This is a genomic window from Pseudomonas sp. S5F11 (genome assembly GCF_019641515.1).
Lineage (GTDB): Bacteria > Pseudomonadota > Gammaproteobacteria > Pseudomonadales > Pseudomonadaceae > Aquipseudomonas > Aquipseudomonas rhodesiae.
The window spans coordinates 1,889,808-1,900,678 of record NZ_JAIFJZ010000001.1 but is presented as its reverse complement, the minus strand read 5'-3'; the positions used below and the strand labels follow the sequence as shown (position 1 = coordinate 1,900,678).

General features: G+C 61.8%; 11 protein-coding genes. 5 read left to right on the top strand and 6 right to left on the bottom strand.

Annotated features, from left to right (window positions below; translation table 11 throughout):
• Position 1: 1 nt before the first annotated feature.
• Positions 2–853, bottom strand: a complete 852-nt coding sequence (locus K1567_RS08390) for an STAS domain-containing protein (protein WP_034096417.1) — start codon at positions 851–853, stop codon at positions 2–4.
• A gap of 168 nt (positions 854–1,021) precedes the next feature.
• Between K1567_RS08390 and K1567_RS08385 the strand changes: the two genes are divergently transcribed.
• Positions 1,022–1,924 carry a LysR family transcriptional regulator gene (locus K1567_RS08385; RefSeq protein WP_034096418.1) on the top strand — a complete coding sequence of 301 codons (903 nt, stop codon included), beginning with the start codon at positions 1,022–1,024 and terminating at the stop codon, positions 1,922–1,924.
• Here the strand turns inward: K1567_RS08385 and K1567_RS08380 are convergent.
• Both K1567_RS08380 and K1567_RS08375 read right to left on the bottom strand, forming a co-directional pair.
• Positions 1,916–2,674, bottom strand: a complete 759-nt coding sequence (locus tag K1567_RS08380; RefSeq protein ID WP_220698344.1) for a substrate-binding domain-containing protein — start codon at positions 2,672–2,674, stop codon at positions 1,916–1,918. The two genes, K1567_RS08385 and K1567_RS08380, sit on opposite strands and share 9 nt — an antisense overlap.
• Entirely contained in the window at positions 2,674–3,978 is a 1,305-nt protein-coding gene (locus tag K1567_RS08375; protein ID WP_034096420.1) for an MFS transporter, read from the bottom strand. Before K1567_RS08375 ends, K1567_RS08380 begins: the two co-directional genes overlap by 1 nt.
• Positions 3,979–4,174: 196 nt before the next feature.
• Between K1567_RS08375 and K1567_RS08370 the strand changes: the two genes are divergently transcribed.
• From K1567_RS08370 to K1567_RS08360, 3 genes are all read left to right on the top strand, one after another.
• Positions 4,175–4,321, top strand: coding sequence for a hypothetical protein (locus K1567_RS08370; protein ID WP_169867479.1), 147 nt, complete (start codon positions 4,175–4,177; stop codon positions 4,319–4,321).
• A 121-nt stretch (positions 4,322–4,442) separates the two neighbouring features.
• On the top strand, positions 4,443–5,366 hold the full coding sequence (locus K1567_RS08365; protein ID WP_034096422.1) for a LysR substrate-binding domain-containing protein: 924 nt from the start codon (positions 4,443–4,445) through the stop codon (positions 5,364–5,366).
• 55 nt (positions 5,367–5,421) lie between these two features.
• Positions 5,422–5,784 (top strand): 5-carboxymethyl-2-hydroxymuconate Delta-isomerase, encoded by a 363-nt coding sequence (locus tag K1567_RS08360; protein WP_034096423.1) that lies wholly within the window; start codon positions 5,422–5,424, stop codon positions 5,782–5,784.
• 25 nt (positions 5,785–5,809) lie between these two features.
• Here the strand turns inward: K1567_RS08360 and K1567_RS08355 are convergent, their stop codons facing one another.
• The 3 genes from K1567_RS08355 to K1567_RS08345 all read right to left on the bottom strand — a co-directional run bounded on the left by K1567_RS08355 (position 5,810) and on the right by K1567_RS08345 (position 9,821).
• The gene (locus tag K1567_RS08355) at positions 5,810–6,745 is read right to left on the bottom strand and encodes a LysR family transcriptional regulator (protein WP_034096424.1); all 936 of its coding nucleotides are present in this window, start codon (positions 6,743–6,745) and stop codon (positions 5,810–5,812) included.
• A gap of 137 nt (positions 6,746–6,882) precedes the next feature.
• Positions 6,883–8,070, bottom strand: coding sequence for a cyanate transporter (locus K1567_RS08350; protein WP_034096425.1), 1,188 nt, complete (start codon positions 8,068–8,070; stop codon positions 6,883–6,885).
• 131 nt (positions 8,071–8,201) lie between these two features.
• Positions 8,202–9,821 (bottom strand): 5-guanidino-2-oxopentanoate decarboxylase, encoded by a 1,620-nt coding sequence (locus tag K1567_RS08345; RefSeq protein WP_184336286.1) that lies wholly within the window; start codon positions 9,819–9,821, stop codon positions 8,202–8,204.
• Between the two features lie 109 nt (positions 9,822–9,930).
• On the opposite strand from K1567_RS08345, the gene K1567_RS08340 reads away from it, so the two are divergent.
• Positions 9,931–10,827: a LysR substrate-binding domain-containing protein gene (locus tag K1567_RS08340; RefSeq protein WP_220698343.1), complete on the top strand. Its 897-nt coding sequence runs from the start codon at positions 9,931–9,933 to the stop codon at positions 10,825–10,827.
• The last annotated feature ends 44 nt before the right edge of the window (positions 10,828–10,871 follow it).

Here is a 10,871-nt window from a genome sequence, read left to right as displayed (position 1 = left end):
GTCAGACGGCCTTGGTCACGGTCACGCCCAGACGCTTGAGGGACAGGGCCAGGGCGTCGGCGAGATTGGCCTTGGTGACTACGCCTTGCAGGTCAAGGCCCAGGTGAACGATGGTCTGGGCGATCTGCGGACGCACGCCGCTGATGATGCAATCGGCGCCCATCAGGCGAATGGCGGTCACGGTCTTGAGCAGGTGCTGGGCCACCAGGGTATCGACGGTCGGCACGCCGGTGATGTCGATGATCGCAATTTCCGCGCCGGTGTCGACGATGCGTTGCAGCAGCGATTCCATCACCACCTGGGTGCGCTGGGAATCCAGGGTGCCGATCATCGGCAGGGCCAGCACGCCGTCCCACAACTTGACCACCGGCGTGGACAGTTCCAGCAGTTCTTCCTGCTGGCGTTTGATCACCAGCTCGCGGGACTTCTGGAAGGTACGGATGGTGTGCATGCCCAAGGCGTCCAGCAGCTCGGAGATTTCCCATAGCTGTTCGGCCAGTTGCGCTGGCTGCTCGGCATATTCGCGTTGCAGCAGGGCGAAGAGCGGGCCTTTGAGGGCGAAGATGAAACTGGCGGTTTGTTGCGAGTCCTGGCCGACCAGTGCGCGGCTGTGGGACAGCTTTTCCAGGAGTACGCGGGTTTCGGCCCAGTTCTCCTGGTTAACGTTCTGCGAACCGCCTTGTTCCAGGGCTGCAATCAGGGTGTTCAGGAAGTCGTTGGCCTGTTGTTTCAGGTCGGCTTCCTTGACGTTGCGGGTGGCACCCGAGGCTTCGAGGCTTTCGATCCATGTGGTCAACAAGCTGAGTTTGTTGCTTTGCAGCGCCTGAACGGTAGTCGCGTGAAGTGTCGCCATGGGAAAGCTCCTGGATGCCTGTTATATGCTGCGCGCAATCTATACCAAAATGTGTGGTTTGAAACGGTTTACGCTAATTATTCCGGGGGATGTCTACAAAGTGCGTCGCGCCACGTTCATGGCCCTCGGGTACTATAGATCGCCCCCCCTAGTCGGCCAGTGTTTCCCGTGATTATCAATTTCGATCTCAATGACCTTCAGGCCTTTCGTGCCGTGGTGGACAAAGGCAGTTTCCGCGGCGCTGCCGAGGCGATCCGCATCTCGCAACCGGCCTTGAGCCGCCGCATCGAAAAGCTCGAATCGGCGCTGGACGTGAAGCTGTTCGAGCGCACTACCCGGCGCGTCAGTCTGACCATGGTGGGACGCGCTTTTCTCCCGCAGGTCGAACGCATGCTCGACGACCTGGACCTCGCCCTGATGGGTATCAGCAACGTGGCATCGACGCGCATGGGCAACGTCACCATCGCCTGCGTGCCTTCTACCGCGTACTACTTCATGCCTCACGTGATCTCCGAATTCCACAAGCTCTACCCGAAGATTCGTCTGCGGGTGCTCGACGCCAGTGCCGGCGAGGTGTGCAGTGCGGTGGAAAGCGGCGAGGCGGATTTCGGCGTGAGTTTCAGCGGCAGCCTGGCCGATGAGGTGGAGTTCGAACTGTTGTTGCAAGAGCGCTACGTGTTGGCGTGCCGGCGTGACCATCCGCTGGCCGGACGCGCCAGCGTGACGTGGGCCGAAGCCTATGAGCACGACTACATCAGCGTGGACAAGACCTCGGGCAATCGTTTTCTGCTCGACCAGGCCTTGCGTGGCGTGCGCGTTAAGAAGCTGAGTATTTGCGAGACCCACCACGTGACCACCATGATCGGGCTGGTAGAAGCGGGGCTGGGGGTAGCGATGGTGCCGTCGATTGCGATGCCAGCGTGCGAGCACCCGATTCTGGTGAGCGTGCCGCTGGTGGAGCCGCAGGTGATGCGCAATGTGGGCTTGATCAAGCGCCGCGGGCGGACTTTGCCGCCAGCGGCGCTGGAGTTGGAGCGCTTGGTGCGCGAGATGCCGTTTCGGTCAGTGTGACACTGAGTCCAGGCCGGTGGCCCGCACCGCCGGTTGCACCTCGGGAGAGGCAAGGAACTGCAGCAGCGCCTTGGCCTGCTTAGGGTGCTCGGCGTTCACCGAAATGCCCGCGGCGAAGCGCGTCACCGATTGCACGTCTTCAGGGATCTTGCCCACAAAGGTCACGCCCGGTACCGGCAACAGTTCCGCCACCTGCTGCAAGCCCACATCGTAATCACCCTTGGCTACCTGCTCGGCCACCGGCAGGCGTTCGATCATGGTGCCCTTGGCCGGCATACCGAGTTTCTTGAACAACTCTTTTTCCACATACACGCCGCTGGCGCTGTCGGAATACGCCACGGACTTGGCGTTGCTGAGCACAGCCTTTAGCTCGGCGTCGGTGCCGATCGCCGGTTTTGGCTGCCCTCGCTTGACCACCAGGCCAATGCGCGAGTCGGCCAGTTCTACCCGTGAGGCGGGGTCCACCTTACCTTGCTTGATCAACTCATCCAGGGCATAGCCGACCATGATCACCACGTCGGCATGCTCGCCGCGGGCCAGGCGGTTGGGAATCGCTTCCGGCGCCTTGCCCATGGATGGGCCGAGAATAGTGTCGAGGGTGTCGCCGCTACGCTGGGCATATTGCGGGCCCAGCACTTTATAAGCTGCGGTGAAGCCGCCGGACGTCATCACCTTGAGCTGTTCGGCCTGGGCCGTTAGTGCCAGGGCGCCGAGGGCGAGGGCGGTCAGGGTTTTGAACATTGATTTCATCACACGGCCCCCTGCATCACTTGACCACGGGCGTTGGCGCGGCGGTACAGCGCCAGGGTCGAGCACAGTGCACACAGCGCGGCGAACATCATCCAATAGGCTGGCGAGGCTTTGTCTTCGGTGATGTGAATAAACCAGGTGGAAATCGCCGGGGTGAAGCCGCCGAAGATCGCGGTCGCCAGGCTGTAGGCCAGAGAGAAACCCGCCACGCGCACTTCCACCGGCATGATTTCGGTCAGCGCCGGGATCATGGCGCCGTTGTACATGCCGTACAGGAAGGAGAACCACAGCAGGGTTTCCAGCATATGCGCAAAGCTCGGCGCGTTGACCACGTAGGACAACGCCGGATAGGCCGTGAGCACGGTCAGCGCAGTCATGGCGATCAGCACCGGTTTACGACCGAAACGGTCACTGAGAGTGCCGCCGATGGGCAGCCAGACGAAGTTGGAGATGGCCACCAGCAAGGTCACCAGCAGTGCGTCGGAAGTGCTCAGTTGCAGCACGGTCTTGCCGAAGGTCGGTGCGTACACGGTGATCAGATAGAACGCAGTGGTGGTCATGGCCACCATCAGCATGCCGCCGATGACTACGGTCCAGTTCTTTACCAGGGTTGCCAGCACTTCGCGCATGGTCGGGCGATGCTTGCGGTTGGCGAATTCTTCGGTTTCCTGCAAGTTGCGACGCAGTACAAAGATAAACGGGATGATGACGCAACCCACCGCAAACGGAATGCGCCAGCCCCAGTCGGCCACCACCGACGGTTCCATCCACACGTTCAAGCCATAACCCAGCGCGGCGGCGACCACGATGGAGATCTGCTGGCTGCCCGATTGCCAGCTGGTATAGAAACCTTTGCGGCCCGGCGTGGCCATCTCGGCCAGGTACACCGACACACCGCCCAGTTCCGCGCCGGCCGAGAAGCCTTGCAGCAGGCGACCGAGCAGCACCAGCAGCGGCGCCCACAGACCAATGCTGTGATAGCCCGGCACCAGCACGATCAACAGCGTACCGCTGGCCATGATCGATAGCGTCACGATCAGGCCTTTGCGGCGACCCACGTCATCGATATAGGCACCCAAAACGATTGCACCCAGGGGTCGCATCAGGAAGCCTGCGCCGAACACGGCGAAGGTCATCATTAATGACGCAAACTCATTAGCGGCGGGGAAGAACGCGGCAGCAATGTAAGTGGCATAGAAGCCGAACAGAAAGAAGTCGAACTGTTCGAGGAAGTTACCCGAAGTAACGCGCAATACCGCGCCCACTTTGGAGCGGGCAGAGTCAGGCCGGGTTGAGCTAGTCATGGTGTTGTGTCTCCAGCGTTCTTTTTAAAGTGCTTGTTTCGCTTAAGACTTGGGATAGTGGCTGACACATTTAGAAATGATAAGTGAAAATTTTGGATTTATTGATGCGTCATAGCTATCAATCAAGAAGGCGGCCAAACCCTTTGTCCTGTTCTATGCTTGTAGCTGTGTCCAATTCTTGGGAGGGGAGGTGACAATGGGCAATGAACCGAAGCACCACGATGAACCGGAGCAGGAGCAGCCCCGGCAGCGCCACGAGGAGGAAAAACCGCAGACCTGGAAACATCCCGACGATGGCACGGAGCTGTCCGAGCGAGATCAGGAAATACCGCTCAAACCCTGATGACCCGGCCTGACCAGCACCGGCGGGTACCGACCTGCCGGTGTGTTTGGCGGCAATGCGCATAGACGCCCGCCGCGGCGCTTTCTACACTGCGGCTCGTCTAGGGCAAAGGGCAGGCGCGATGAATCGCAATGAATTACGCAAGGCCGACATCAATCTGATGGTGGTTTTCGAAGCACTGATGCTTGAGCGCAACGTCACGCGCGTGGCGGAGAAGCTGTTTCTGGGCCAACCCACCATCAGTTCGGCGCTCAACCGTTTGCGTACGCTGTTTAACGACCCGTTGTTTATTCGCGTTGGCCATCGCATGGAGCCAACTGCGCGGGCCGAGGAAATCATTCAGCACCTGTCACCGGCCCTGGATTCATTGTCGTCGGCCTTGAGCCTGACCCACGATTTCGACCCGTCCATCAGCACCATGACGTTTCGCATCGGCCTGTCCGACGATGTGGAATTCGGCCTGTTGCCGCCGCTGCTGCGCGCCTTGCGCCAGGAAGCGCCGAAGGTGGTGTTTGTGGTGCAGCATGTCGACTACTGGCGCATTCCCGATCTGTTGGCATCCGGCGACATTACCGTCGGCATCACCCAGACCCGTGGCCTGCCGGCCAATGCCAAGCGCAAATTGTTGCGTCATATCCGTCCGCGCCTGTTGCGCGCCGACGCCTCGGACACGCCGCTGACCCTCGATGAATATTGCGCACGGCCTCATGTGCTGGTGTCCCACACCGCCAACGTGTCGGGGTTCGCCGATGAGTGGCTGGCGGAAATCGGCCGCAAGCGTCAGGTGGTGCTGTCGGTGCCGCAGTACAGCGCCTTGCCAGCGCTGCTGGCCGGCACTGACTTGATCGCCAGCCTGCCGGACTACGCCGCCGAGGCCATGGCCGTGTCAGGCAATCTGTTCTGCGAGCCATTCCCGTTCGAAACGCCGACCTTGGATCTGTCGATGGTCTGGCTCAGCCATGTGGACACCGACCCGGCCGAGCGTTGGGTGCGTTCGCGATTGGAAGCGTTTATGGGGGATCGCGGGCCGGTGAACCCAGCCTGATGGTTTTATCCGTGTTATATCTACGCGTCTTCCTACAAATAACTCGGAGCGATCAATGCCGCATCTGCACCTGGAATACACCGCGAACCTCACCGACCTGGCCGTCGAGAAAACCCTGTTGCGGCTCAATAACGTGCTGATGGCGTCCGGGCAGTTCGGTTCCGAGTTCGATATCAAAAGCCGCGCGTTGAAGGTCGAGAGTTTCCAGGTCGGCACGTCGCTGAGCCCGCGGGCCTTTATCGCGGTGAAACTGTCCTTGCTCAGCGGGCGCTCGCCTCAGGTTAAAAAGCAGTTGTCGGAGAGCCTGTTGGCGGCCTTGCAGGACGTGGCCGAGTGGCCGGCAGATATGCAGGTGCAACTCAGCGTGCAGTTGGTCGATATGGATCGCGAGTCCTACAGCAAAGTCGCCATCGGCTGATCACTGCCCCTAAGGTACGCGGGCGTCAGAGCAAGCCTTGCTCGGCGCAGACCTTCACCAGTTGTTCCCGGAACCAGGCATTGGCGCGGTCTTGCCCGCTGCTTTCATGCCACTGCATATCCAAAGTGAACCCCGGCAAGCCGTTGGGGGCTTCGCAGTGGCCGAAGGTGGTGGCCGGTGCCAGCAGTTTTTGCACGCGGCGGGGCAGGGTGACGACGTAGTCGGTGCCGCTGATCATCTTCAAGGCCGCGCTGTAGCTGTTGGCCCGCGCCACCACCTGGCGTTTGTGCGCCTGGCGCCCGAGCCAGCCGTCGATCATGTTGGTGTCGGATGTCCAGGGTGTCGGAAAAACATGGCGGCGTTCGACGAAGGATTGCAGGCTGAACGCCGGTTCCCGTGGCGCGGCGCGTTTGTCGAACACACAGACCAGGTCATCCTCCAGCAGCATTTGGGTCTTGAAGTCTTTATGGGCGCGGTGGAAATGCGGGCCGAAACAGATCACCAGGTCCAAGCGGCCTTCGCGCAGGTCGTCGGCGGGGATATCGGTCTCCAGCTTGCGCACATTAACGATCACCGGCAGGTCGGCGCGATCGAATTGCTTGAGCAGGCGCGGCAGGATCAGCTGTTCGAAGTATTCCGGGGCGCACACATTGAAGGTCACCGCCTGCTGCTTGGGGTCGAAAGCCTGGCCACCGGCGTGGCACAGGTTGATGCTTTCGAGGATCTTCTGCACATGCTCGTACATGGTGGTGGCCTTGTACGTCGGCCGCATGCCCGCACGGGTGTTGATAAACAGCTCGTCCTCGAAACTGGTGCGCAGTTTCTTGAGGCTGTAGCTCACCGTGGACTGGCTGACAAACAGCGTTTCTGACACCTCGGTAACGCTGCTCTGGTCATAGACGGCGATAAACACCATCAAGTCCTGCATATCGAGTTTTCTGAGCAAGTTACTGTTTAACATCGGTTTCGTCCGTAAATCCCATGTACCGAATTCAGTACAAGACAGCGCAAAAGATTAACGGAACGGTCGTACCAATAGAAAGCTCTGTAGGGCGTTTCTATGTTTGTGGTGGGACATAAACTGTTGGCAATACGACCTCAGCGGAAATGGCGCGCGTAATGCTTCGGGTCGAAGCGCGTGACCATCAGCAGCATCACCACGATCACTCCGGTCAGTGCCCACCAAGCCCATTCGAAGCTGCCCAATCGGTCGCGAATCACCCCGGCGATTAGCGGCGACACACCGGCGATCAGGTAGCCGATGCCCTGCACAAAGGCGGTGAGGCCGCCGGCGCGGCGCGGGTTGTCCAGGTGATCGAGGGACAGGATCAGGCTCATCGGGAACAGCCCGCCGATGCCCAGGCCGAGTAGGCATGGCCACAGCAGGCTCACGTGTTGCGGTGCCAGAATCAGGCCGCAGAAACCGAGGATGATCAGCACCAGCAACGTCGCCACCACGCTGCGTTTATCCTGGCGACGGTTGGCAATGGCCGGCGTGATCAGCCCCGACACCACTTCCATTGCCGTGAGAAAGCCCAGCACCAGGCCGGCGTTCTGTTCGCTCCAGCCTTGTTCCACGTAGTACGGCGCCAGCCAGGCGAGTACACAGGTGTAGGACGCGGTTCCGAGGCCGAAAAAGATCGCCAGCAACCAGGCGCGTGCGTTGCCGAAAAAGCGTTCCTGCGTGTCGGAACCGGCCTGGGGCACTGGCGGCAGCGTCGAGCGCTGGGCGTACCAGAACACCAGCGCCAACACGGCAAGCATCGCCCAGATGGCCAGGCCGATGCGCCAACTGCCGGTCTGCACCTGCACGAACGGCGCGAATGAAGCGGCCAGCGCAGCGCCGCCCATGATCGCCGTGACGTACAGCCCCATGAACAGCGAGACGTTCTGGTTGAAGCGGGTCTTGATCAGCGCCGGCATCACCGCCTGGATCAGCGCGATCCCCACCCCGGCGGCGATGGCGCTGACGATCAGCTCCAGCGCCGAGTCCAGCCACAACCGCGACAACGTCGCTACGCCGATCACCCCCAGGGACAACACGATGCTGCGGTGCTCACCCACCCGCTTGGCCAGGCCCATGCCGAAAAACATCGCCAGCCCCATGGCCATCACCGGCAGCATGGTCAACAACGCCGCGCTGCTGAAACTCAATGGCACATCGCCGCGAATCGACGACAACAACGGCCCGACCGCCGCCATCGAAGGGCGCAGGTTAAGGGCGACCAGCACAACACTAAGCATCAGCCAGACGGCGGTAGTGGGTTTTGCGTGAACGTTTTCCATGGGCAAGCCTTGAGTGAACAAGCGCAGATCAGGCCATGGCGGATGCCGGCGGAGCAAATGAGAAAGTCGCAAAGGCTATTGAAAAATTGCGCTGGGGTTAATGGGCTTGGTCCTTTGCTTGCCCCCTCGGCTCATATCGCCTTCATCCACAGCCCCTGATCGATTTCAATCAACGTTGGCCCTTGCCGTTGCACGGCGCTGTGCAAGGCATTGCGTAGCTGCTCAACGTCTTGTGCGCTGTCAGTGGCACTGCCAAGGGCCTTGGCCACGCCGATAAAGTCCGGGGTGTAGATATCCACGCCCACCGGTTCGATGGCGCGGTTGAGCATGTAGCGCTTGATCTCTTCATAGCCCTGGTTGTTCCACAGCAGCACGATGATCGGCGTGCGGGCTTCCACGGCGCTGGCCAGTTCCGGCAGGGTGAATTGCAGACCGCCGTCGCCGATCAGGCACACCACCGGCCGGCCATCGCCGCGTCCGAGCCAGGCACCGATGGCTGCGGGCAGGGCATAGCCCAGGGTGCCGTAACCGGTGGAGGCGTTGAACCAGCGACGCGGATGGTCGAGGTTCAGGGTCAGGTTGCCGCTGTACACCGGTTGGGTGGAATCGCCTACCAGCACGGCATCGGGCAAGGTCGCCAATACCGTGTTGAGGAACAGGGTCTGCGCGCGGGTGGCGGCGTCCCAGGTCGGCGCCAAGTCAGCCCACAACCGTGCGACGCGGTGCTGCCCCCAGTGTGGATCGCGCGCAGGCAGCAGCGTGTGGTTCAGTTCGGCCAGCACGGCCTCGACGGCGATCCGCGCATCGGCCACCAACGCCACGGCGGGCCGATAGTTGCGCACGGTCTGGTCCGGGTCGATATCGATGCGCAGCAAGGTGCCAGGAATCTCGAAGCCGCCGGCGAAGGTCGTGTCGTAGTCGGTTTCCGCCAGCTCGGTGCCGATGGCCAGCACCACGTCGGCTTCGGCCACCAGGGCGCGGGTGGCGGGCAAGGTTTGGGTCGAGCCGATTAGCAGCGGGTGCGCGGCGGGCAGCAGGCCCTTTGCGTTGATGGTCAGCGCGACCGGCGCGCCGAGGGTGTCGGCCAGTGTGGTCAGTGCCGCGGCGGCTTCAATGGCACCGCCGCCGGCCAGGATCAACGGACGCTTGGCTGTGGCGAGCAAGCGACCCATCTGCACGACGGACGCCGGTGCGGCACCGGCGCGGGCCACGCTGACGGGCGCGCAGTCCAGCAGCGCATCGGCGTTTTCCACCAGTACATCCAGGGGGATTTCAATATGCACTGGTCGCGGCCGCCCGGCCTGGAACAACGCAAACGCCCGCGCCAGCACACTTGGCAGTTCCGCCGCCGACATCACGGTGTGGGAGAACGCCGCCACCCCAGCCACCAGCGCACTCTGGTTCGGCAACTCATGCAACTTACCGCGCCCGCCGCCCAACTGACTGCGCGACTGCACGCTGGAAATCACCAGCATCGGGATCGAGTCGGCATAGGCTTGGCCCATGGCCGTGGTGATATTGGTCATGCCAGGGCCGGTGATGATGAAACACACGCCGGGCTTACCACGGGTGCGCGCGTAACCGTCGGCCATAAAACCGGCACCCTGTTCGTGGCGCGGGGTGATATGGCGGATGCCGGAGCGGGCCAGGCCGCGATACAGCTCCACGGTGTGCACGCCGGGGATGCCGAACACATGGTCCACACCATAGCCTTCCAAAAGGTTGACCAACACTTCGCCGCAGGTCGCCATACAGGTCGCTCTTATGAATGAGAGAAGGCGGTATTGGAACGGTTGGCCCATGGCGCCCACAATCGATAAAACGTCATACTTGCCATGTCCCCACGTCATGGCTCATCGCATGAAACGCCTTCCGCCGCTGCCTGCGCTGCACACCTTTTGGGTCACGGCCCACTGCTGCAACTTCACCCGCTCCGCCGAACATCTGCATATCACCCAGGGCGCGGTGAGCCGGCAGATCGCCGGGCTGGAGCGCCACTTGGGCTACCCATTGTTTCTGCGCCAGGCGCGAGGCATGAGCCTCACGGAGCAGGGCCGCGCGTGGCAGCACTGCGCGCAGCAGGTGTTTGGCCTGATCGGCGACGCGGTGGAGCACATCGGTCGGCGCCAGCAAACCCTGCAACTCAAGGCCTCCACCTGTGTGATGCGCTGGCTGCTGCCGCGCCTGATGCAATGGCAACGGGAACGCCCGGATGTGCCGGTAGAACTCACTACCACGGTGGCCAACACCGTGGACTTTCTTCGCGAGCCTTTCGATGCAGCAGTGATTTACGCGCCCATCGCCGAGCAGCCCGCCGAGGCCCGGCATTTATTCGATGAACGACTCACCCCGGTCTGCGCCCCGGCCTTGCTCGCGACGCTGCGCACACCGGCGGACCTGCAACACCAGGTGCTGCTACATCCCACGCGAGACGAGCGGGATTGGACGCTCTGGCTGAAGGCGGCGGATGTGCGCTTGAGCAGGGTCAGCCAAGGTCATCATTTCGAGACCCTTGACCTGGCGATGACGGTGGCGTCCCAAGGCTCTGGCGTGGCGATCGGCGACTGCGCGCTGATTGGCGAGGATGTGAAGGCAGGGCGGCTGGCCATGCCATTTGAACGGCGGGTGCCGACGGGGATGGGGTATTACCTGGTCTCTGCGCCGGGTACGCAGCCACTGCCGGAGCTTGAGGCATTGATGAATTGGCTGCAGAGCCAGGCCCACTCTTCAGATCAGGGGTGGGGCAGCGGTACTTGAACTGACCGATCGATCGCCATCGGGGGCAAGCCCCCTCCCACAGT

Coding starts and splice junctions, on each gene's coding strand:
- K1567_RS08355 (WP_034096424.1), bottom strand. CDS start 6,745: ATGTTAAACAGTAACTTGCTCAGAAAACTCGATATGCAGGACTTGATG.
- K1567_RS08360 (WP_034096423.1), top strand. CDS start 5,422: ATGCCGCATCTGCACCTGGAATACACCGCGAACCTCACCGACCTGGCC.
- K1567_RS08345 (WP_184336286.1), bottom strand. CDS start 9,821: ATGGCGACCTGCGGCGAAGTGTTGGTCAACCTTTTGGAAGGCTATGGT.
- K1567_RS08375 (WP_034096420.1), bottom strand. CDS start 3,978: ATGACTAGCTCAACCCGGCCTGACTCTGCCCGCTCCAAAGTGGGCGCG.
- K1567_RS08370 (WP_169867479.1), top strand. CDS start 4,175: ATGGGCAATGAACCGAAGCACCACGATGAACCGGAGCAGGAGCAGCCC.
- K1567_RS08390 (WP_034096417.1), bottom strand. CDS start 853: ATGGCGACACTTCACGCGACTACCGTTCAGGCGCTGCAAAGCAACAAA.
- K1567_RS08365 (WP_034096422.1), top strand. CDS start 4,443: ATGAATCGCAATGAATTACGCAAGGCCGACATCAATCTGATGGTGGTT.
- K1567_RS08380 (WP_220698344.1), bottom strand. CDS start 2,674: ATGAAATCAATGTTCAAAACCCTGACCGCCCTCGCCCTCGGCGCCCTG.
- K1567_RS08340 (WP_220698343.1), top strand. CDS start 9,931: ATGAAACGCCTTCCGCCGCTGCCTGCGCTGCACACCTTTTGGGTCACG.
- K1567_RS08350 (WP_034096425.1), bottom strand. CDS start 8,070: ATGGAAAACGTTCACGCAAAACCCACTACCGCCGTCTGGCTGATGCTT.